Source organism: Acinetobacter wuhouensis (assembly GCF_001696605.3).
GTDB lineage: Bacteria > Pseudomonadota > Gammaproteobacteria > Pseudomonadales > Moraxellaceae > Acinetobacter > Acinetobacter wuhouensis.
The window spans coordinates 2517132-2541458 of record NZ_CP031716.1; the positions used below are offsets into that span (position 1 = coordinate 2517132).

Sequence of the window (24327 nt, forward strand, 5' to 3'; positions counted from 1 at the left end):
AAAAACACTTTAAATATTTGATGCTTTATGAATCCAACGTCTACGCCAACTCAGAATTCTTCTTCCTTGCAAGATCAAATTCAAGAACTTGAGAAAGTTTCTGTGCGTACTGTCGGTCGTAAAGCAACGATTACCAAAGAAGAATTATTTCAAGCCGCATTGAATTTAATCGGCCCTCAAAAAAGTATTGCTTCATTAAGTTTGCGTGAAGTTGCACGCGAAGCAGGCATTGCACCGAATAGTTTTTATCGACATTTTAAAGATATTGATGAACTTGCGATTGAATTGATTGATCGTTCAGGTGTAGTTCTACGTCATATTTTGCACGAAGCACGCATTAAAGCAGCCAGACAAAGTAGTATTATCCGCAGTTCAGTTGAAGTTTTTATTGAACAATTGGATGCTGATGAAGGTAATCTCAGTCTGTTACTCCGTGAAGGTTATACAGGCTCAACCCAATATAAGTTGGCGGTTGATAAGCAATTAAACTATTTCCAACAAGAATTACAAGATGATCTGATTCGCATTGAACGCATCAATCATAGTAAATTGGCTCATCCAGACTTGGTTGCCAAAGCCATTACTCAGCTTGTATTTAACATGGGGGCTAAAGTCATTGATTTACCGACCAATGAACGAAAGGAAGTCGCTGAACAAACCATGATCATGATTCGTATGATTTTGGAAGGTTCTCGTCACTTGGATGAAGCACAAGTTAAATAACTAGGTTTAATAACTGAGCCCTACTACATTCTAAACATTTGGATCATGATGAATAAAAATAAACAAAACATCCGAATCGGTATTTTAGGTGTCAATGGGCGCATGGGCAGAATGCTTGTTCAATCTTGTATCAATACTGGGCTTAACATTACTGTAGCAACAGGACGTATCGGCAGTGCCTGTATTGGAAAAAGTCTTGCAGATTTTTTAAACCTAGAAAGCATCGATCACCACCTATTAAATGTCATGATCAGCGATGATCTAAGTACAGTGATTCAAAATTGTGATGTTGTGATTGATTTTACGACTGCCGAAGCGCTCGCCACGCACCTTGATATTTGTCATCAAGCTAAGAAGCCAATCATGATTGGAATTACGGGTTTATCTGAACAACTTACTGAAAAAATTAAAATAGCCGCCCAAGAAATAGCCATTGTACATTCTGGAAATTATTCCGTTGGGGTGAATCTGAGTGTCGATTTAGTTCGTGTAGCAGCTCAACTACTGAGCCAAAATGAATATGCTCAAGCTTTTGAAGCAGAAATTATTGAAGCCCATCATCGTCATAAAATTGATGCACCCTCAGGTACAGCTTTGATGTACGCAGATGCGATTGCACAAGCAAGACAGCAACAACTCGCTGATATTGCTATTTATCAACGTCACGGTGCTGTAGGCGAAAGACATCATCAAAGTATAGGCTTACAAGCCATTCGAGGTGGGGATATCGTTGGTGAACACAGTGTATTCTTCTTCGGTAATGATGAACAAATTGAAATTAAACATGTCGCAAATAATCGCATAAACTTTGCTGTTGGCGCCGTCCGTGCAGCCACTTGGGTGAGTAATCAACCCTGCGGTCTATATGATATGAATGATGTTATAAAAAATTAGTGCAAACAAATTAACTTAAACTTAAGATAAATATTACAAACTTCATCGCTTAGACCCTAGATAGACTTTTCATCTACCTTCGCGCCTAAACACAAATGCATTGCCCAACAATGCTGCACGACTTTTAGGCTTAATTTATATGAAAATACTCACTGACCATCAAAGCATAATGACAAGTTATCTATTGATGGCGATTTTCTTAGCTTTATTGATTCCCTTACATCTTCTTGCCAGTTTTTTTGCAGGCTTTGTAATATTTGAAATTATTAATAGCTTAGGAAATATCACAGAGAAATATATTGATGGTCAGCGCGCAAGAATTACCATTAGCGTCATTCTCGGCATCATCATTGTGACGTTAATTACACTTGGAATTACCAGTTTAGTCAGTTTCATGCAACATGATGTACAAGGGTCTGGTGTGACTGCCTTAAGCGATCAGATTGATCAGACTTTACAAAAATTACAACTCGAAATCGCTCAGTATATTCCAGGTTTTATTCCCTATACGCTTCCAGAGCTGAAAGATCAATCCATGGATTTACTCAAAGATAATCTGAGTACGCTAAAACATACAGGGACTGATTTCATTCATAATCTTGCGACGATGCTGATCGCTTCTATTGTTGGAATTTTGGTATCACTCAATCGTTTACATCCTCAACCTGAACAGCCTGTTTTTAAACGCGCCATGATCAAACGGATTGAAAATTTATCTACAGCGTTTAAAAATGTGGTCTTTGCACAATTTAAAATTTCATTAATTAATACTGCGCTATTCTTTGTTTTTTCACATATTTTATTACCAATCTTTGGTGTGCAATTACCCTTTGCCAACACGCTTGTCATACTGACTTTTATTTTTGGCTTAATTCCCATCGTTGGGAATTTAATTTCCAATACCATCATCGTGATCACAGGGCTTACAATTTCTGTAACAACTGCTGGTGTAGCTTTGATTTATTTAATTTTGATTCACAAACTTGAATATTTTATCAATGCCAAAATTATTGGTACAAAAATTCATGCAGCATCGTGGGAAGTCTTATTGGCGATGCTCGTATTTGAAGCAATTTTTGGCTTAGCTGGATTAATCGTCGCACCAATTTTTTACGCCTATATCAAATTGGAATTGAAAAAAGCTGAGATGATTTAACAATCTATAAGATCTGTTAAAAAAACTCTCAAAACGAGAGTTTTTTATTTTTGAATTATGTCATTTTATTCCCACACGACCTCTTGTTTTAACGAAGCCCATTTTTCTAAAGAAGGTTCATAACGACTTTCTATTTTATTACGCTTAATCTTCATGGTTGGTGTCAATAAATCATTTTCCATTGTCCAAGGTTCATTGATGACAACCATAAAACTCAATTTCTCATGTGATTCTAATGCTTCATTTATCTTCAATCTCAATGATTTTAATGACGCTTCCACTTCATCACGTTTACCATTTTGCTTTAAATGATTGCGTACATCTTCAGCCAACATAATAAAAGCAACAGGTTGCGGTAAACTTGAACCACCTACACAGACTGATTCAACCAATTCATTATTACCAATTTTTTGCTCTGTCGGCACAGGCATGACGTATTTTCCTTTAGAGGTTTTAAAGATGTCTTTAATCCGCCCTGTAATTTTAAGTCTCCCAACTGTATCAATTTCCCCCATATCGCCCGTACGTAAAAAACCATCAGCTGTTATATCTTCTGCTGTTTTTTCAGGATTTTTATAATACCCCAACATCGTACCTGGACTTTTGACAAGGATTTCACCATTTTCATCAATTTTGCACTCTACTTTAGGTTGTGCATGCCCGACATAACCTTCAGCAAACTGCCCAACTTTAGTGGCATGTGAATAACCACAATTTTCCGTCATTCCGTAAATTTCGAGCAATTCCAAACCTAAATTTCGGTACCATAAAATAATATCAATCGGTAATGGTGCGGATGCAGTAAATGCATAACGGACGTGATTTAAACCTAACTTAGCTAATAATTTTTTCTTAATCACATTACCAAGCACAGGTATTTTAAAGAGAATTTTTTGTACATGCGGTGGAATTTTTTCATTAATTCCTAAGTAGAATTTTGTCCATAATCTTGGTACAGAGAAAAACACTGTAGGCTTGGCTCGGTTTAAATCTTCAATAAATGTCTCTAAAGAATTGGCAAAATACACTGTATAACCACAAACCATCGAGGATGACTGAATAAAGATCCGCTCCGCCACATGCGCAAGCGGTAAATATGACAGTGCCCGATCTGAAGAAGTTACACCGAATGTATTCCTCATCTCATTTGCACCGGCTAAGAGTGTGGAAAATGTTTGCATCACACCTTTGGGTAAACCAGTACTGCCAGAGGTATAGACAATCGTTGCTAAATCATCTTTGTTTGGTAATGTTGGATTCACCAAAGGTTGAACATTCTGAATGATCTCATTCCACTTTGGTGCATCATAGTCAGGAGCTAAAGGCAAACAGACACATGGAAAATTTTCTGGAATTATTTTTTTCACATCATTCCAACTATCAGCCTTCCCATCTAACTTTCCAATGAAAAGTAACTTTGCTTCACTATGCTCCAGTACATAGCTTGCACCCTCAGCATTTAAAGTTGGATATAACGGTACGGAAATATGCCCTGCCATCCAGATCGCCAAATCCGCCATGAGCCAATGGGCACTATTTTTCCCATAGATTGCGATTGAACTTTTACTTGGCAAATTTAAAGACAGTAAATAACTTGCCATGCTACGTACTTGCTGTGCCACTTGCCCCCACGTGTAGTGAATGACTTCGCCATTTGCCGTAGGTTGTACACAATAATCTTTATCTGGAATTTGTTTTTCCCAATGCAATAAATAATGTAAATGCGTATCGTAAAACTCAACTACTTCCATATTTCCCATATTATTTCATCCCTTTTAAATTTTTATTGTTCAGTTTTCTTCATTATCATTTCACAATGCATATCCAAGTTTCAGATCAAATGCAGCAGAAACAACACGATAACGAAGCAAAATAATTGCTTTACCAAGCCGAAAGCATTGCATCATCAATAGCATAAAATTGTCTGTTTTGTATACAGTGTTTAACACTCTATTATTTTTTAATTTAAACTATTCCAAATAAGTAATTCGGCTTATTCCCCAACAATAAAAAATTATCTTGCAATATTTTATATCATGTATAAATTGCAGCACTACGATCCAAAATAAATCACAGATATTCAAAATTAAAATACAAAGTCATAAAAAAAAAAGCTCCCGTAGGAGCTTTCTTGGATTTAAATGATTTGAAACATTTAAGGTTTAACTACCACCAACACTTGAATCGCTTCAGGTGTAACAGATAAACCATCCAATAAACCCAAACCTTCTTTTTGGAATTTCTGCAAACGAGAAATTTCATCTTCACGAATACTTGGATTGAACTGTTTTAGATACGTTAAACGATCTATTTCATATTGCCATTTACTACCATAAATATTTTTAGCTTGCTCGATCAGTTGAGGTAAAGCACCTTTGGCAATATCTAAAGCTTGTGCATAACGTTGTTCAACAACTTCACGGCGCGCTTTTACGACTTGACGACAACTATTGCTGTCTAAATGATGTAAGTACGGCTTAATGATTTCTGGATCAAGTTTGGCAGTAATATCTTGACCAGTTTCAGTCAATAATACTCGAATCAACTGAGTCGGTAAGCTTGAAGGCAAATTCAATGCTTTTGGTGCAACCACATCAACTTTAAACCAAACTTCTAACAAGATTGAACCTTGTTTCAAAGCATTGGTTTTTAAAATTGCAACATTGGTACTACCAAAAGATTGTGTACGGATAATTTCCATCACGCTTTCAGTAAATGGATGCTCAAGCGTTAAATACTGCGCATCTTCACGAATCTGAGCTTGATCACGATAGAACGTCGCAGTCATACCTTCTTCATCAATATCCAAACCTTGTACTTGCATTTGATCAGTCGGTTTAATGATCACAGTACCATTACTTTGCTCATCAAAGTCAATATTAGTAGAAGCCATAAAACGCTTCATGAACATTGGCAATAATGTATTGTCATCATAGTCTTCAAGCGCAGTCACAATTTCTTGCGCCACCATTGGACGACATGAATTGTACTCGAGCAGACGATCACGACCATCTTGCAATTCAGCTTCAAGGGACTGGCGTTGCACATTCACAGCTTCAAGTAAATCTTCAAACACTTGACCTTTGTCAGCCAATAAACAATCTTTCAGATCAACAATAAAGTTTTCTTGTAGGGTTTGCGCAGTCGGTGAAATATTACTAAAAATATTCAATGCTTCGTTATACCAACGGAACATACGCTCTTGCGCCGTACCTAATAAATAAGGCACATGAATTTGGATACGATTTTCTTGACCAATACGATCTAAACGACCAATACGTTGTTCAAGTACGTCAGGGTTCGCGGGTAAGTCGAATAACACAAGATCCGATGCAAACTGGAAATTACGACCTTCTGAACCAATTTCAGAACACAATAAAATCTGCGCGCCATAAGAATCTTCAGCAAAGTAAGCAGCAGCTTGGTCACGTTCCAACAAGCTCATTCCTTCATGGAACATGGCTGTACGCACGCCTGCATGAATACGCAATGCATTTTCCATAGCTTCAACCACTGGGCCACTACGTGCGATTAATAACACTTTCTTATGTTTTAAATCTGAACGTAAACGCTCCATCAACCACATCACACGTGGGTCTGTTTCCATCCACGCGCCATCAAGTTGTGCTTCTTCTGGCCACATTTGCTCACGTAATTTACCATCTTTCGACCAATTTTCTGGTGCTGGTAGAGGTGCTGGCTGGCAATCACGTCCTGGGAAACCTTGAATCGCTTCACGGGTATTACGGAACAAGATACGACCTGTGCCATGACGATCTAACAATTCATGAATTGCACGGAAGCGGTGTTCTGGTTGATCTTCAATTGCATGACCCAGCAATTTTTCAACTGCGTCTAAATGTTCTGCTTCAAGTGGAAGATCTGACATCAACACTTCTGCAATTTTTGCAGTATGATGATATTGCTCTTCTTCATCTAAGAAGCGATCTAGAGAACTAAAACGTTGCGGATCAAGTAAACGTAAGCGAGCAAAATGGCTTTCTACACCCAATTGTTCAGGTGTCGCAGTCAGCAATAAGACACCTTCAGTTTTTTCAGCGAGTTCTTCAACAAGGTCATAACGATCGTTACCACCTTCTTCTTCACTCCACATCAAATGATGTGCTTCATCGACCACGAGTAGATCAAAACCAGCTTCAAGTGCTTGCTCACGTAAATCATCATGGTCAATCATCAAATCGACAGAAGCAATAATACATTGCTCAGTTAAGAATGGATTGAGTTCAGGATCATGCTCTTTGATTGAAGCGGTACGTGTTAAATCGAATAAAGAGAAGTTCAAATTGAAACGACGGCGCATTTCAATCATCCACTGATATTGCAGTGAATCTGGAACAAGAATCAAAATACGTTCAGAACGCCCAGTTTTCAATTGTTGATGAATAATCAAGCCTGCTTCAATGGTTTTGCCTAAACCTACTTCATCGGCAAGTAAAACACGTGGTGCAAAGCGCTTACCGACTTCATGTGCAATATAAAGTTGGTGTGGAATCAAACCTACGCGCGCGCCAACAAGACCACGTAATGGTGAAGTTTGCATATTGGCTTGCATTTGCAAAGCTTCAATACGTAAGTCATACCATTCTTTATAATCAATTTGACTTGCCAATAAACGCTCTAAAGGCTTAGACAATTGAATGGTTGCGCCAATACGGGTTTCGTTGAGTGCTTTACGTTCTTGCTCGCCATTTTCAAGTGTGCGTATCACGTTATAACGAATCACACCATTGCGATCATCAAATGATTCTACAATCCACTTTTGACCTTCTTGATCTTGGACTTCATCATTTACATTGAAAACAATACGAGATAAAGGTGCATTGTTACGTGCATAGACACGAGTTTCATCACTTTTTGGGAAAAGAATACTGATTGAACGTTCATCGACATCAATCAATACACCTAAACCTAATTCAGTTTCTGTGTCTGATAACCAACGTTGACCTATAGCAAATTGTTGCAATTTTTCCACCTTTATCTCATGTTCGAGGCTAAAACACGTTTGCTCAAATTAGGAGAATATTTGAACAAAGTTTACGCCCTTTACGCAATACTTTTTGACATAAAGCTCATTAAATAATTTGAGCTTATGGGATTACTATTTAAAAAATTTGACTAAAACGGAACTGGACAATCAAATTGTACAAGCTCCTCTGTTTTAGGATGATAAAAGCTCAGTTGCTGTGCATGTAAACATAAACGTGGCATTAACTGCTGTTGTTCAGTTGTTGCATATAAAGTATCTCCGACGATCGGATGACCTAAATATTGCATATGTACACGTAACTGATGTGAACGTCCTGTAATCGGCGTAAGTTCTACGCGTGTGACAGCTTGTCCTTGAATTTGAAAATGTTCGACTGCTTTCCAATGTGTTAATGCTGGTTTGTTATGTTCTGGTGCAGCGATATGTAATGGAGGATGTTCAGGATCATAAATGACAGGTACATCAACAGTTCCTTCACCGTGTAAAGTTCCTGCGACGACTGCTTGATATGTTTTAGAGGTTTGACGTTCTTGGAACTGTCGAGAAATGGATTTTTGTCCCCACTTACTTAATCCAAATACAAGGATGCCTGAAGTATCACGGTCTAAACGGTGAATCAGTAATGTTTTAGGTTCAATTTTTAGTAATCTGCTAATGACACAATCTTGTAGGTCTTCTGTTTTTCCGGGAACTGTGAGTATACCTGCTGGCTTATGAATCACCATAAAATCATCTTCACGATGTATCAGGTGCTCGGTTAGAAAATTACTCAAGGTTCAGTTCCGCTGATCGTGCAAACAAGCGAGCAATGATATGAATCTTGGCTTCAAAATACAATGAATATTTTTGTTTTGTTGAACTGATTTTGCTGGTTGTTTGTTGGTTGGTCTCATTATTACTGTGGCATGTCATCATTACACAATATTTATGAATCAAATTACATTTTATATCATCAAAAATAATCATTCTTTCCGAACATTTTTCAAACTTAATTTGAGAATTTAATTTTCGTTTATTTTCATTTATTCACCTTTAAATTCATTATCGAACAAAAACAAACCAATCCAATGGTCATATTTTGCCAATGAATTGATCAAAAATGCGCTAAAACACAATTTTTATAGAGAATTTTGGCATCTTTCAAACTTACCGCATGCACAATGAACTGCTATAAATAATTTGAAAATAAACCGATGAGCACAATAAATGACGAAGATACTAAAAAGTTCTCTGCTTGCGACGATATTGGGTAGTGCAACGATTTTAACAGGCTGTGCAACTGCAACCCTACTGGATAAAGATGATGGTGTTCGCACTAAAACCGTTAAAAACGTCCTAATTAATGACAACGTGATTGCTTTTGGCAAACCTGCGCAAGTCATGCCAAACTTACCACAAGACAGTATTGTGATCGTTGGGCAACAATATAGTTATGTACTGACACAAGGCGGGGCAAAATTTGCCAAAGTCATCTCAACACTTGATCCGAAAAATATTCAAGTGACACGTTCACTCGACTTTTACTCTGCTAAAAATGATGGTAATTTTTCAGGAGCTTTGGAGCTATCCTACGTCAAACTTGCAGAAGATGTAACCAAGGCTGATCGTACATTTTTTATTGAAAATGGTGCTGAAGAATGCACCAACTCAAGTGATAAACGTTTGAATGCACAACGCTTCTGTTTCAATATTAAACTTGGGGGTGTCGTTTACCCAGCAGCAACCAACCGCGATTCATTTAAAGCACTGAGTAAGCCTTATCAAATCAGTATTTATACGTCTGAGGAAGTGAAAGACTACTCTAAAGTAAGCAGTAAAACTGCTGATAAATTAGTCTTATTCCCTTTTGCTGTGGCTTTTGATGTGGTGACCTTACCTTTCCAAGCCATTCATAAAATTTTTGATTGATTTTTATTTTCTATTTAATTTTTCCTTTTCTACCTAATCCTTTTCCACCTAGCTCAACATAGACTAAGTTCTCTGTTGAGCTTTTTCATGGCGAAGCACAACAAATAAAATACGACTCAAATTAAGCTAATTACTCTAAAACCCAATAAAAATCAACATTAAATATTAATAAAACCCACATTAACCCTTAAACTTTATCTCATTAAGATAAAATGCTACAATAATTAACACAAAATCTCTCCCCTTCATTGAATCAATTGCTTATCCAGCGATTGATTCCTGATGACTTTGTTACATAGCTATTAAATTCGATAAGATTTGAGTCTGTTGAGCATTCGTCTATGTTTGCGACAATATGTATTTTTCAATGATACGTAACGTGAAATATGAGTTTCATTATTCAAAATGGTGAACTCATTCATTTCTCGACATAACGTAAATCATTGATGAAATCTCAACAGCCCCTATAACATGCCCGTTATTCTTTTCTGAACTATGCAACCAAGCCGAATTTACCAAGAGGCAAGGTATGAGCACAGAGCAAAACTCTCCCGTAGAGGCAACCAGGTCCAAAGTCTATCGATACTTCTTTATCGTCTTGACTGCACTCATTGCCCTATATCTCATCATCCAGGGTTCAAAATTATTGAGCTTAGGTGGTTCAAGTTATTACGTTATTGCTGGTGTTGCGTACATCATCATTGCGATTCTATATGCGTTAAAAAAAACCGCAGGTTTGTGGTTGTCTATCATCACATTTGTTGCCACTGTGATCTGGGCGATCGTGGAAGTTCAAGGTCTGGGCTTCTGGCAATATATTCCACGTTTAGTGATTCCAACTGTTTTATTTGTTTTAAGTTTATGGGCAAGTCACTGTCTGCCTGCATTAACCAGTGAAAAAGTGAAAGCTGCAAATCAAGTCGGATTTGTTGGTTTTGCTGCCTGTGTTGTTGCACTGATTGCAGCATTTTACCCACATGGCAAAGTTTTAAATCCAGTCGATTTGGTTCAGGATCCAAACCTTGCAAAACCGAATGCTGAAAACTCAGATAACTGGGAATATTTCGGTCGTAATGGCAATGGTACACGTTTTGCGCCTTATACCGATATTACGCCTGACAATGTCAAAGATTTAAAAGTTGCCTGGACGTATCACACAGGTCGTGATCTCAAAGCGGGCGTGGATGAAAATACACCGATTCAAATTGGTAGCACACTTTATTCATGTACACCAACCAATATCATTACAGCAATTGATGGTGATAGTGGTAAAGCCATCTGGAAATATGATCCTAAGGCAAAAACTGCAGAACATATCACTTGTCGTGGTGTGGGTTACTATGATGCAAGCAAAGATGCTTCTCTCACTCCTGCTGATTTAGCATCGAATGGTATCAAAGCTTGTCCACAACGTATTTTAACTTCGACTGTAGATGGTCGTTTAATTGCCTTAAATGCCAAAACGGGTGCTTTGTGTCCTGAGTTTGGTGTTAATGGTCAAGTCGATGTTTTACATGACATGGGACCAACTGAACAAAGTAAACGTTATCACCCTACTTCTACGCCTTTAATTGCAGGTCATGTGGCAATTCTTGGCGGTTGGGTACGTGATATTGTTCACGGCGAACCTTCTGGTGTAGTCCGTGCTTATGATGTGCGTACAGGTAAACTCGCGTGGGCTTGGGATGTCGGTAATCCTGAACTTTCTGGTGAGCCTACAGATGGCAAAAGTTTCACACTTGAAACACCCAATATGTGGACCATTCCAACCTATGACAAAGATTTAAATCTGGTTTATTTACCTACAGGTAATGGTCCTCCAGATTACTGGGGTGGCGACCGTAACGGTGCAAAAGAAAAATTCGGTTCTGCTGTTGTCGCTGTCAATGCAACTACGGGTAAAACTGTATGGTCTTATCAAATCGTGCATCATGACGTTTGGGACTATGATTTACCGTCACAACCTGTTTTATACGACATGACCAATGAACAAGGTCAAAAAGTTCCAGCATTGATTCAAACCACAAAAATGGGACAAATCTTTGTACTAGACCGTCGTACAGGTCAACCTGTGTCTAAAGTGGTTGAAAAAGCAGTTCCAACATCTGGTGCGGCTGAAGGTGAAAAACTTTCTCCAACACAACCTTATTCTGTAGACATGCCACAAATTGGTAATGACACTTTACGTGAAAAAGACATGTGGGGGATTTCTACATTTGACCAGTTAAACTGCCGTATTGACTATAAAGATTCAGTCTATCAAGGTCTTTATACTCCACCAGGTGAAAAACCTTATATCGAATGGCCAAGTCTATTGGGTGGTATGAACTGGGGTGGTATTTCAATTGATGAATCGACTGGTTTAATGTTCGTCAACGATATGCGTATGCCGCTTCGTATGTCTTTAGTCCGTAAAGAAGACATGGGCAAATACAAAATTTCAACTGATGAAGTGCCTGGATTTATGGGTACTGTACGTCCACAATTTGCAGGCCCTTATGCAGGTGTGAAAATTGACATCATGCAATCTGCATTGGGTGTACCATGTAACCGGCCACCTTTCGGCACCATGACAGCGATTGATTTAAAATCTAAAAAAGTGGTTTGGGAAGTGCCTATGGGGACTGCTGAACAACTTGGACCTTTAGGTGTTAAATCACACATGCCGATGCCTTTAGGTATGCCAACTTTAGGTGGCCCTACCTCGACTGCCTCTGGTTTAGTATTCTTTGCAGGTACGCAAGATTATTACTTACGTGCTTTAGACTCTAAAACAGGTAAAGAAGTCTGGAAAGCTGAACTTCCTGTTGCTGCTGTTGCTGCACCATTGATTTATAAATCACCAAAAACAGGTAAACAATATGTCGTGATCTCTGCGGGTGGTGCAAGCCATTCTAAAGATGTAAGTGATTATATTATTGCTTATGCTTTACCTGATCAGAAATAAGTACATTTGACTTCTCCATAGAAAAACCAGAGCCTCGGCTCTGGTTTTTCTATTCCAGTTAATGATTTACTGTCGCAAGTTGCTCTGGATTATACCGTGCCCCAATATTTGGATATTGATGAATAATTTGTTCAATCTCAGTTAAATCCTGCTGAGTCAATTTCACATCAACCGCTTTTGCATTTTCAATCAGACGCTCAACTTTTCGAGTTCCTGGGATTGGAATAATGTTTTCACCACGATTCAATACCCACGCCAAAGCAAGTTGTGCAGCAGTTAATTGTTTAGATGCTGCAAAGTCTGAAAATGCTTGCGCCAGTGCTTGATTATTAGCAAGATTTTCTCCCTGATAACGAGGTAAATATTTTCTAAAATCCTGAACATCCAATTGATCTGGATCAAGATGATTGGTCATCAGCCCACGTGATAACGGGGAATAAGGCACAAAAGAAATATCTAACTCACGACTCAAAGGTAGAATACGTTCCTCTACATCTCGCGTTAATACGGAATATTCATATTGCAATGCTGAAACTGGATGAATCGCATGTGCTTTACGAATTGATTCAGCAGAAGCCTCACTCAAGCCAAGATATTTCACTTTCCCTGCTTGAACTAAATCAGCCATTGCCCCAATCGTATCTTCAAGCGGAACTTGTGGATCAATGCGATGTGCATAATACAAATCAATCACATCTGTGTTTAAACGCTTCAAACTGTTTTCTACAGCAATCCGAATCCACTCCGGAGAGCCATCAATATAACTGTTTAGTGAATTTTCAACTTTTCCTGAATTTTCAGGATAACGAAAGCCAAATTTTGTAGCGATAAAGACCTGATCACGCCGTGATTTCAAAACTTTTGCTAAAAGTTCTTCATTTGCACCATTGCCATACATATCCGCTGTATCCCAGAAATTAATTCCGAGTTCCAGTGCTTCATATAAAGTCTTTATACTTTGCTGATCATCGCTAGCGCCATAGGCAAAACTCATTCCCATGCAACCCAAGCCAATTGCTGAAAGTTGCTCACCTGTTTTTGCGAGTTCTCTATATTTCATTGTTATCGCCTCTTTGTGAATAAATCATGCTGATCTATTCAATATAAAGCGTTGATGAAAATATCACGTATAACAATCAAACCATTACTTATAAAATTCAAACATCGTTAAACAGATGAACTTTCAGTTTTTATAACAGACTCTCGAAATATTTTAGGTGATTGACCTGTAAGCTTTTTAAAAAAATTGGTGAAATATGCAGGATATTCAAAACCTAAACTATAAGCAATTTCTGAAATATTCCAATTTGTGAATTGAAGTAATGCCTTCGCTTCCTGACACACTCTTGAACTGATATGTTCAGAAGTGGTCTTGCCTGTTGCTTCTTTAACTGCACGATTTAAATGATTCACATGAACAGATAAGTGATAAGCAAAATCATTCGGCGTTTTAAGCGTTAAATGAAAATGTGGGGAATCGATTGGAAATTGTCGCTCCAGCAACTCAAAAAACAAATGGCTGATTTTCACTGCTGCATTGCTATGTTGTTCAAACTGTTGAGTTGGTTTCATTTTTACAGCTTCATGAACAATTAAATGCAAATAATTCCTTAACACATTGTATTTATGAATATAGTCACTGGAAACTTCATGCATCATTTTCTTAAAAATAAATGATATTTCATCAACTTGACGATCATCCAGAAAATATAAAGGGTCTCCATCCACTTTAAAAAGTGGAGAATCTTTTAAAAAATTTTGCCGTACTTCATGCTGAATAAAATCTTCAGTAAATAAACAAAACCAGCCTGCTTGCTCAGGTGAATGAATTTCCCATGAATAAGGAATGATTGGATTTGAAAATAACAATGCTGGTCGGTCAACTTTGATCCAGCGATTGGCATAATGTAATTCACCCGTCCCTAAAACTAACGAAATTTTATAATAATCGCGACGACTGTATGGGGTAAGAAAGCTACATGCACTACGCTGAAATACATTGAAATGACCAATGGATGAAAATTGTGGTGTAAAACTTGTTCCCTTCGTCTCTGAAAAGCGTTGATAAAACTCTTGAATACTTTCATGTTTCATTTTCCACGCTCCCAGCAAAAGCGATTTCTTATAATATTCAAACATGATCATACCAGGAATCAAATAAAAAGCCAGATTCATTGTGTAATCTGGCTTTACTTAAATTTGAAAATGCATGACTTAAATCAGCATTTAAACTTTAACTACATTTTTAAATTCTCTTCGTTCATGCAGAGCTTTCTTAATCACCTGATAACCACCTGTTAAGCCTAAAGTCGCCATAATCACCGCAACAATAATATCCGGTAATAAACTGCCTGTACCAAATACCCCTACCGCTGCCAGGATCACTGCAACATTACCAATCGCATCATTACGACTGCACAGCCACACAGACTGCATGTTGGAATCACCATCGCGGAAAGCGTACAGAACTACTGCGGCAACCACATTAGCAATCAACGCTAAAATACCGATTGCCCCCATGGTAATTGCTTCAGGTGGAATTCCCTGGATATAAGCATAGGCAGATTTACCGATTACCACAAAACCAAACAGCGCCATAGTCAAACCTTTCAGCAATGCCACTGTCGCACGCCAGTACAGACTTGCACCCAACACGGCAAGTGAAATCCCGTAGTTGACTGCATCACCAAAGAAGTCCAAAGAATCTGCCCACAGTGCTGATGAATGTGCATAAGCACCACCAATCAACTCGACAAAGAACATAGCAAGGTTAATAAACAATGCAATCCACAATGCTGTTCTGAACTTACTGTTTGGTTTTTTCGGTGCAGGTTCATGACTACAAGTACACGCCATTTCACATCCCCTTGATTAATGATTCATCTGTATTATGCTATTTAAAACTATGGACTAACTCCAAGGTCAAGCCTTGTTTGAGTATTTTTGGAGAAATTTAATCATGCAACAATATCTCATCAGTGATCTGGCTAAAAAAACTCAACTGAGTACTGATACCATTCGTTTTTATGAAAAGAAAAATTTGATTCAAGCAAGTTTTAGAGCTGAAAATAATTATAAATATTATGATGATGAATGCCTGAAACGCCTGATCTTTATCAAACGCTGTCGTGCCCTTGATATGACATTGCATGAGATCGTGGCATTACTGGAACAAGTTCAACATCCTGAACGTGGCTGTAAAATTGTCGATCAGTTAATTGAGGAACACATTCAACATGTGGAAACACGGATTCTAGAATTGCAGAGTTTTAAAACACAATTGATTGCTCTGCGTCAAAGCTGTGCCTCAGACAGCACCATTGATCATTGTCAGATTGTTAAAAATTTAGAGGCTTCGATTGAGTAATACACAGTTTAAATTTGCATAAAACGGTTAGCACTCTTACTGCATAAATTACGCATCATCGACACAATTTTGAAAGTTTAATTTATTGTCTTTGTTAAAAGAACAAAGCCACACCAAAGTGTGGCTTTCCCTCGTTTTTTAGATCAAATGAAATCAGAATAACGTATTACTTTGCTTGACCATATTGATCAGCCATCACTTCAACCAATTGATCTGGCTTGATATATTTCTTAATCACAGCATCCACATCTGCTTTAGTCAGTTTGGCAAACTCCTGATCTCGAACAGCACGACTATCCATTTTTTTATTACGTTCAAGTTGAGCATTTAGCATACGATGGATCACACGTTCATCTTCAAGTGTCGTCACACGTTGCTTCATAATATTGGCTTTGGCTGCTTCTAGCTCTTGGTTTGTCACACCTTTAGTCAATAAATCATTCAACACTTTATGCACGACTTGCGAAACTTCTGGGGATTTCCCTGCCGTGTAATTTGCTTCGATGGATAAAGCACCAGCTTCATTAAATGAATCTAGATCTAAACTACTTCCAAAACCATAAACTAGAGCATTTTTCTCACGAAGCTCTTGACCCAAACGTGATGACAATTGTGAATCACCCAAGATATAGCTAAATACAATCAATGCTGCCGCATCTTTATTGTCTACACCAACAGGTATGGTTTGTAATGCTTGATAGCTACCAAACTCGCGCTGCTCGGACAGCGCATGGACTTTCTGCGCTTTATAAGTGGTAAATTCAGTCGATAAACGTTGATAGGGTTGATTATTTTTCCAATTTCCAAATTGTTGATCTAACACTGTTTTGATTGATTTAGGATCGTATTGTCCTGTAATCGAAATTTGCGCATGTTGCATTGCAAAATATTTTTTATATAGCTCAATAACTTGCTGATTGGTTACAGCTTGAATCTGCTTTTTCGCCAATTCAGGTTCAAAATGATAACGTAAATCACCTGGCTGATAGGTTTCGAGCAATCGGGCAATGGTCAATGAAGCCACAGTTTCAGGTTCTGTATAAGGACGATCCAAACTTGAAAGGCTTTGCAGTTTAATCAAATCAAATTGAGTTTGTTCAAATTTCGGATTCTTCATCACTGAAACGATGTATTTAAAGAAGCCCTCAAACTTATCTTTCTTTGCAGAAATTTGAATACTGATGCCATTATCTGTTGCAGTTGCGGTTGCACCACCACCTGACTCAATGGTTTTATCGGCAATATTTTGCAGACTATATTGGTCAGAAGCGCGTAATAATAAATAAGCCGTAAAATCTAAAATTTGTGCTTTATTCATCAACGATTCAGCAGTACCAAAATTGATATCTATGGTTGCATAGGTTTTATCGTCACGTGTTGTTGTAGGGAACAAGGCATATTGCATCCCATTTTTTAAAGTTCCACGTTGAATCTTCTTCTCAGTCGCATCTAAATACTGTTTTGATTTTTCAACATACTGCGCCACTTCAGCTTGATACACGCTAACATCTTTTAATGGCTCTGGTTGTTCAGCTTGTTGATCTAAAGTTTTTGGTTTTTCAGTTGCTTGCTTTTTCTCTAGTGCCTTTTTCTGATCTTCTGGCGTTGGTTGAATATCCCCATGAAAACGATGTGATGCTGTTAAAAAGCCTTTCAGTGTAGTATTCAGTTCATTCGCAGTCATATTTTGAATATCTTGCTGATCTTTAAAATATTGTGCCCAATTGCCATGCGATGAAACCACATAATCACTGAGCATGCCACCAACTGCTGCTGCACTACTCATCAGATTATCATTGGCATTCGACATTAAATTTTTCACACGTTTTAATTCGGTATCATCAAACTTTTTATTTTGTTCAACGCCTGAAATCAGTGAGCTATCAATTTTTTGAGCATCATGATTCGGTGCGTAAATTGCACCCATAAACACTAAATTAAAATCATCATCTAACCATGTGGTAGATTGCACATTGGTTGCAATCCCTGTTTCAACCATACTTGAATACAAATGACCACTTGGCTGCAACGTATATAAATAGGGTGCTAATGCCAACGCTGGCTGAATTTTTTCATTTTTTCCATTCATATAAATATTGAATTTCGCCAAATCACTGCCTTTTTTGACAATGAAGTTACGGTTTTTAATATTTGCAGAATCGAGCAAAGGTACAACTGCTTGTTGTGGAATTTGACGTGCCGCGATTGGACTAAAATTTTTATCAATCGCTTTCAAGACTCCAGCTTTATCAAATTTTCCAGAAATAACCATCACCGCATTATTCGGTGCATACCAAGCTTTATAGAACGTATTGAGTTCATCCATCTTGATCGATTGTAATTCTGGTAAATCTCCAATCGGTAAACGACCAAGAGATTTATTGCCATAGGCTGCTTTCCACATTTGATCCATCAGCACTGCAAAGGGCTGATCCATACGGACTTCACGTTCACGCATCACAATATTAATTTCTGACGGCACAAACTTCTCTTGCAGAACTAATTTATCCATACGTTGTGCTTCTAGATAGATCACTTCATTTAAAGTCTTCTGATCTGGACGAACAATATTGGTATATTTCGTTGAATAATAATCTGTGCTGGCATTGGTCATCAGCGTGTATTGATCTAAACGGCGTTGGAATTCTTCACCTTTTACATCCTGAGTCCCTTTAAATGCTAAATGCTCCAGTAAATGTGCTAGACCGCCTTTACCTTGTGGGTCATTCAATGATCCAGTCAGATATACGGTATTCATAAAGACTTTGCTTTCTTTATCATTGGGTGCAAGTAGAATACGTAAACCATTGTCGAGCTTATATTCTTCAATATTATGTTCTGATTTGACTAAGACAGTTTGCGCTAAAGTTGAAGCACTAAATCCAAGAATACATAGAGACAGCGTGAGCTTTTTTAACCGCATAAGCATAAAATGAATCCAACTTTTTGAAATATTAAAATTTATATGCCAATCATCTTAAAAAAAGCTGAACACAATTTATAGTAATGTTTTGAAAAAATAGCCGTTTATTTCAACGGCTTTTGTAATAATTTGCATAATCCTATTGATTAAATAAATATCTCAGCCTGCATATACAACTTGGCATAGCCTGAAATTTCAATACGCTGTTCTTGTTGAGAATCACCTAACAACTTACAAAATAATTTCCCACCACGCTCAGAAGCCTGATAACCCACCAATTGCTGTTTTCCCAATTTCTCCGCCCATAATGGTGCTAAACCTGTATGCATAGAACCTGTTACAGGATCTTCATCAATACCTTTATGCGGTGCGAAATAACGTGCAACATAGTCATATTGTGCTGATGATGCTGTAATCGCAATATCAAGCGCGTCGGATTTGGCAGTTAAAGCCGTACTAATTTTATACTGTTCAGCCAATTCATAAATAACTGATAAATTCGGTTTTGCCTGAATTACCTGCTGTTCAGACTCACACACCAAAATAAAAGCCTGCGCATTACGATAGACTGCTTGAATTGGTTGATCAATCACTTGATTTAACAACTCAGGATAATCATTTAATTTCTGCGCTGTTCGAATTGGAAAATTCATTTGAATCTTGCCATCATCTGCCTTATTGATAATGAAAATGCCTAAATTTTTCACATGAAATTGAATCGTTTTTGACAGCGTATAATCTTTAAATAATACAAAGGCAGATGCCAACGTCGCATGTCCACAAAAATCCACTTCAACTTTGGGTGTAAACCAGCGAATGTGGTAATTCTCCTCATCAATTGGTTTTACAAAAGCGGTTTCTGCTAAATTATTTTCTAGGGCAATATTTTGCATCAATGCATCATCAAGCCATTCATCGAGTACCAAAACCGCAGCAGGATTCCCCTTAAATAATTCTTGTGTAAAAGCATCGACTTGATACATTTTCATGGTTCAAACTCCTTATCTAATTAATGTTACGCAGTAACATCAAAAACATTTTTGTTTCTCAATAAAATTGGATACACGATAACGTCATCCGCAACGTGTTTGAGGCAGGACTACATCTATAAGTTAATGTTTCTGCGATATATCAATCAAAAGATGGTAGTTGACGAGTTTTGCGGATGACAATGGTTTTGCCTACTTTTTCCGAAAAAAAAGTAGGGCGAGCCGCAGGCTAATCCTGAAATTAAAACTTTCGATGTACGACTCCGCCGAGTGTGCTCTAAAACAGTTTGAAAAGTGCATCGTTTTTTAAAGTGCTTAACATCAGTTATTTAAGATAATTTTAAACAATTATCAAAATGAATACAGATACAATTTAGATCATAAAATAGGTACAGATTAAAAACCAATGCATTCTCAACTTTGCCTAAACTACCCATTCACATGAACAAGATGGTATAAGACATAAGTTATTTCAAATAGTTGGGATATGATGAAAATAATGAATTTAACTGCATTCAAGCTAATGATGCTCGGCTTGATTATTTTCAGTCCGATGGCACATGCTAAAAATGAAACGTGGCTTGCGGGTACACGCTACAAAGGTCAACTGACCATTCCAATGGGAAATCAAACCCTTTTATGGAAATGTAATGGCTCAGTATGTCGTGTGTCAGGTTCATTTACCCATACATTATCACTTGAAGCATGTCAGGCATTGGTCAAACGTACAGGACCACTACGTTTCTTCAAGAATACTCAGGGAAAAATTTGGACATATAACTCAAAAGAATTGGCTGAATGTAATAAAGCTGCGCGTTAAGTTTTATTATTTTTTTCAATCGTTGAAATAAAAAGAGAGATCTTCTAGACCTCTCTTTTTACTTGAAGAATAAATTCATCCAACATCAATTAACGATTCGCCAATTCACCATGTTCTTCTGACATTAAAATCTCTTGATTGGTTTGCCCCATGAGCTGACTGGTCACCATGCCTGCTGTCATCGAACCATCGACATTTAAAGCTGTACGCCCCATATCAATCAAAGGCTCAATTGAAATCAGCAATGCAACCAAAGTTACAGGCAACCCCATAATTGGCAACACGATTAAAGCGGCAAAAGTTGCTCCACCACCCACGCCTGCGACACCAATCGAACTTAAAGTCACCACACAGACTAAGGTTAAGATCCAAACAGGATCAAGTGGATTGATTCCTACAGTTGGCGCAACCATGACTGCTAACATTGCAGGATATAAGCCTGCACAGCCATTTTGTCCAATGGTTGTACCAAATGATGCAGAGAAACTGGCAATAGACTCAGGTACACCAAGACGTTGAGTTTGCGCCTCAATATTCAAAGGAATACTGGCAGCACTTGAACGACTGGTGAAAGCAAAAGTCAGTACAGGCAATACTTTTTTGAAGAAGCGTAATGGGTTCACACCTGTGAGCAATAAAACAATTGCATGCACCCCGAACATAATCGCTAAGCCGAGATAAGAAGCCACGAGGAAACCACCTAAGTTGATAATATCCGCAGCTTTTGAACTGGCAACAACTTTAGTGATCAAAGCAAATACGCCATAAGGAGTAAATGTCATCACCAAACGTACCAATTTCATCACCCAAGCTTGTAAAGTATCAATTGCGGTGACGATACGTTGCCCTTTTTCCGCATCATCTTTAATTAGATTTAATCCTGCTAAACCCAATAAAGTTGCAAAAATGACCACACTGATAATTGAGGTTGGATGCGCGCCCGTTAATTCAGCAAAAGGATTGGTCGGTAAAAATGATAGGATAAAATCTGGGACACTTAAATCTGTTACTTTTCCAATATATTCCGTTTGAATTGCTTCTAGACGTGCTGTTTCTTGCATACCTTGTACCAAACCAGCAGCGCTTAACCCAAATAAATTAACCACAAATACACCCACTAAAGCTGCAATAAAGGTGGTGAATAATAAGGTTCCAATACTAATGAAACTGATTTTCCCTAAGGAAGATGCATTGTGTAATTTAATCACTGCGCTCAGAATTGAAACTAAAACCAATGGCATGACCACCATTTGTAATAGTTTCACATAACCATTTCCAACGATATTAAACCATTGAATTGATTCATCTAAAACAGCAGTATTTGTTCCGTAAACCCAATGTAATCCCAACCCGAATACAACACCTAAACATAAGCCTGCAAATACTTTCTTCGCCAGACTCCAGTCTGTTTTTCGCGTTTGCATCAGCAAGATGATTAGGGCAATGAATATGACAATATTCACAATGAGTGGATAATTCATATGAGTTCCAATAGTTTCGATCGCTTTATTATATGCTGAATGTGAAATATCCAACAGTCTTTAGCATTTTTGCAGATTTAACAGCTATTTTTTAAACAATCTGAATCAATAATAAAAACAATTAATTATTGAGAATATGTAAATTTTGCATAAGCTTGTGTAAAGAAAGACTAACTAGATCAAAGCATTCAAGGTAGCTTATGAATCCGTACATTCAACCTGTAGAACTGGAAAAAGCTTATCGCTTGCTCAATCATGGACCTACGGTACTTGTTTCTGCACAGCATGAGGATGAAAGAAATGTAATGACCGCAGCTTGGGCATGTGCTTTAGAACTTGTTCCTGCAAAAGTCAGCGTTGTTTTAGATAAAAGTACCAAGACTCGAAAACTAATCGAAGCTTCAGGTTATTTCATCTTGCAAGTTCCCACATTGAAACAAATTAAATTGGTACAGCAATTGGGGGCAATTAGCCAATTTAATGATCCTCAGAAATTAGAACATTGTCATACCCCTTTATTCCAATTTGAAGATTATCCTCTACCTGCCGTTGAAGATTGTGCCGCTTGGCTAATCTGTGAGTTGATTTCAGAACCCCATAATCAACAAACTCACGATTTATTTATTGGAAGAGTTGTTGCAGCTTATGCTGATTCACGCGTATTTCGTAATGGTCATTGGTATTATCATGAAGTGAGCTCTGAATGGAAAAGCTTACATCATGTTGCAGGTGGACATTATTACACCATTGGCGATCCTGTCGATGCCAATAAATGTTTGTGACACCAAGATCAATTAGACCAAACGATCAAATATCACTCGATAAAATAATGGTTATTTATTGTCTATTGGATCAATTCACTTTATCGTGAATTGGTCAAAACAGATGATGAATCACATGAATAGGATGTTCAGTAATAAAATTCAGCTCAGTCTTTTCCTCTGTTTAAGCATGTGCTTAGGCATTGGCATACTTCGTTTTTCCTATACAGCTTTACTTCCTTCAACTCGTCTTGCATATGGATGGGATACGAATTTTGCCAGCATTCTGAGTAGTGCAAACTTATTGGGTTATTTAATCGGTGCTTTCTGGGCAATGAAATTACCCCAAAACGCCACTATGCCACGCTATATCTTAATTGCAGCTTTTTCAGGCGCAATCAGTTTACTCAGTTGCGCATTTTCAGGATTACACGAAACATGGTATGTGTTTTGGCGTGTCATTTCGGGAATCAGTGGAGGGTTATTGATGATCCTTTCACCGAGTGTCGTAGCACAATGTTGTAAAGCGGAAGATCGTTTAACTATTAATTTTATCGGTTTTAGCGGTATAGGCATCGGGGTTTTATTGGCAACCTTATTCCTCCCCTATTTAGACCGTATTAGCACCCAATCTGCATGGTTGATTTTATTTGCCTTTTCAACGTTGATTTGTTTAGTCATCACCTATTTATTGTCTATTTTTAAAAGTCATCTCAGTCAAATTTCTGCTGCTCCACAGCATATCAATAGCGTCAATGGCATGTATCTGAGTTTGCTTATTGTCTATGCAAGTAGTGCTTTTGCCTATGTGCCACATTCATTATTTTGGATTGATTATCTAAAAAATACGCTACATTTAAATTTATCATTCATTAATTTGAATTGGATTTTATATGGTTCAGGCAGTGCTTTAGGTGCAATCAGTGCTTTCTTATTGGCTCGAAAATTTGGCAATTTCACTGCATTGAAAATTCTCTATAGCCTCTACGTCCTAGCCATTCTTATCGCAATCTTTTCGACCATTTCTATTTTTACTTATATTTCATCGTTCTTTACAGGTTTACTCAACCCTGCTGTTGTATTTTTGACTTCTTATACGATTTTACAGCTCTATGGTATGGCATATAAAAAATTATGGAGTATGGCAACATTGGCTTTTGCCATCACGCAGTTAATCGGTGGAATTTGCTTTAGTGTGTTACAGCATTGGGGTGTATCGTATCATCAGCAATTCATACTGGCTTCCGCTGTATTGTGTATTGGCACAGTTCAATTTCTTGTCTATTCACAAATCAACCGAGCACAGATGCATAATAACTCGAACGAATCGTGATTTTTGACTCGATGTAC

Annotated in this window: 18 protein-coding genes; 9 read left to right on the top strand and 9 right to left on the bottom strand. The window is 37.7% G+C overall.

What is annotated here, in order from left to right; all coding sequences use genetic code 11:
* Positions 1-27 precede the first annotated feature (27 nt).
* The 3 genes from fabR to BEN71_RS12790 all read left to right on the top strand — a co-directional run bounded on the left by fabR (position 28) and on the right by BEN71_RS12790 (position 2773).
* Positions 28-723, top strand: coding sequence for an HTH-type transcriptional repressor FabR (gene fabR / locus BEN71_RS12780; protein WP_068975346.1), 696 nt, complete (start codon positions 28-30; stop codon positions 721-723).
* A gap of 48 nt (positions 724-771) precedes the next feature.
* The gene (dapB, locus tag BEN71_RS12785; protein WP_086322708.1) at positions 772-1617 is read left to right on the top strand and encodes a 4-hydroxy-tetrahydrodipicolinate reductase; all 846 of its coding nucleotides are present in this window, start codon (positions 772-774) and stop codon (positions 1615-1617) included.
* Positions 1618-1756: 139 nt separating this feature from the next.
* Positions 1757-2773, top strand: a complete 1017-nt coding sequence (locus BEN71_RS12790) for an AI-2E family transporter (protein ID WP_068975348.1) — start codon at positions 1757-1759, stop codon at positions 2771-2773.
* Positions 2774-2838: 65 nt separating this feature from the next.
* Here BEN71_RS12790 and BEN71_RS12795 read toward each other — a convergent pair whose 3' ends face one another.
* From BEN71_RS12795 to BEN71_RS12805, 3 genes are all read right to left on the bottom strand, one after another.
* On the bottom strand, positions 2839-4533 hold the full coding sequence (locus BEN71_RS12795) for an AMP-binding protein (RefSeq protein ID WP_068975349.1): 1695 nt from the start codon (positions 4531-4533) through the stop codon (positions 2839-2841).
* Between the two features lie 395 nt (positions 4534-4928).
* Positions 4929-7766, bottom strand: coding sequence for an RNA polymerase-associated protein RapA (gene rapA / locus BEN71_RS12800; RefSeq protein ID WP_068975350.1), 2838 nt, complete (start codon positions 7764-7766; stop codon positions 4929-4931).
* A gap of 143 nt (positions 7767-7909) precedes the next feature.
* Positions 7910-8554 (bottom strand): RluA family pseudouridine synthase, encoded by a 645-nt coding sequence (locus BEN71_RS12805; protein WP_162994941.1) that lies wholly within the window; start codon positions 8552-8554, stop codon positions 7910-7912.
* A gap of 433 nt (positions 8555-8987) precedes the next feature.
* Between BEN71_RS12805 and BEN71_RS12815 the strand changes: the two genes are divergently transcribed.
* Positions 8988-9689 carry a YidX family protein gene (locus BEN71_RS12815; RefSeq protein ID WP_068975353.1) on the top strand — a complete coding sequence of 234 codons (702 nt, stop codon included), beginning with the start codon at positions 8988-8990 and terminating at the stop codon, positions 9687-9689.
* 529 nt (positions 9690-10218) lie between these two features.
* The gene (locus BEN71_RS12820) at positions 10219-12636 is read left to right on the top strand and encodes a membrane-bound PQQ-dependent dehydrogenase, glucose/quinate/shikimate family (protein ID WP_068975354.1); all 2418 of its coding nucleotides are present in this window, start codon (positions 10219-10221) and stop codon (positions 12634-12636) included.
* A gap of 58 nt (positions 12637-12694) precedes the next feature.
* Here the strand turns inward: BEN71_RS12820 and BEN71_RS12825 are convergent, their stop codons facing one another.
* The 3 genes from BEN71_RS12825 to BEN71_RS12835 all read right to left on the bottom strand — a co-directional run bounded on the left by BEN71_RS12825 (position 12695) and on the right by BEN71_RS12835 (position 15492).
* Positions 12695-13696, bottom strand: a complete 1002-nt coding sequence (locus BEN71_RS12825) for an aldo/keto reductase (protein WP_068975355.1) — start codon at positions 13694-13696, stop codon at positions 12695-12697.
* Between the two features lie 107 nt (positions 13697-13803).
* Entirely contained in the window at positions 13804-14730 is a 927-nt protein-coding gene (locus tag BEN71_RS12830) for a helix-turn-helix domain-containing protein (protein WP_068975460.1), read from the bottom strand.
* 132 nt (positions 14731-14862) lie between these two features.
* Positions 14863-15492, bottom strand: coding sequence for a cation transporter (locus BEN71_RS12835; RefSeq protein WP_068975356.1), 630 nt, complete (start codon positions 15490-15492; stop codon positions 14863-14865).
* Positions 15493-15595: 103 nt separating this feature from the next.
* On the opposite strand from BEN71_RS12835, the gene BEN71_RS12840 reads away from it, so the two are divergent.
* A complete protein-coding gene (locus tag BEN71_RS12840; RefSeq protein ID WP_068975357.1) occupies positions 15596-16003 on the top strand; it encodes a Cd(II)/Pb(II)-responsive transcriptional regulator in 408 nt (135 codons plus the stop codon).
* 166 nt (positions 16004-16169) lie between these two features.
* Here BEN71_RS12840 and BEN71_RS12845 read toward each other — a convergent pair whose 3' ends face one another.
* The gene (locus tag BEN71_RS12845; RefSeq protein ID WP_068975358.1) at positions 16170-18932 is read right to left on the bottom strand and encodes a M16 family metallopeptidase; all 2763 of its coding nucleotides are present in this window, start codon (positions 18930-18932) and stop codon (positions 16170-16172) included.
* Between the two features lie 140 nt (positions 18933-19072).
* Positions 19073-19915: a PhzF family phenazine biosynthesis protein gene (locus BEN71_RS12850; RefSeq protein ID WP_068975359.1), complete on the bottom strand. Its 843-nt coding sequence runs from the start codon at positions 19913-19915 to the stop codon at positions 19073-19075.
* 499 nt (positions 19916-20414) lie between these two features.
* Between BEN71_RS12850 and BEN71_RS12855 the strand changes: the two genes are divergently transcribed.
* Positions 20415-20735 carry a hypothetical protein gene (locus BEN71_RS12855; RefSeq protein ID WP_227542606.1) on the top strand — a complete coding sequence of 107 codons (321 nt, stop codon included), beginning with the start codon at positions 20415-20417 and terminating at the stop codon, positions 20733-20735.
* Positions 20736-20824: 89 nt separating this feature from the next.
* On the opposite strand, the gene BEN71_RS12860 is transcribed toward BEN71_RS12855, so the two are convergent.
* Complete coding sequence (locus BEN71_RS12860) at positions 20825-22216, bottom strand: L-cystine transporter (RefSeq protein ID WP_068975360.1); 1392 nt, start codon at positions 22214-22216, stop codon at positions 20825-20827.
* A 200-nt stretch (positions 22217-22416) separates the two neighbouring features.
* Here BEN71_RS12860 and BEN71_RS12865 point away from each other — a divergent pair, with 200 nt between their 5' ends.
* Entirely contained in the window at positions 22417-22998 is a 582-nt protein-coding gene (locus tag BEN71_RS12865) for a flavin reductase family protein (protein ID WP_068975361.1), read from the top strand.
* A 124-nt stretch (positions 22999-23122) separates the two neighbouring features.
* Positions 23123-24310 carry a YbfB/YjiJ family MFS transporter gene (locus BEN71_RS12870; protein ID WP_167443688.1) on the top strand — a complete coding sequence of 396 codons (1188 nt, stop codon included), beginning with the start codon at positions 23123-23125 and terminating at the stop codon, positions 24308-24310.
* Positions 24311-24327: the final 17 nt, after the last annotated feature.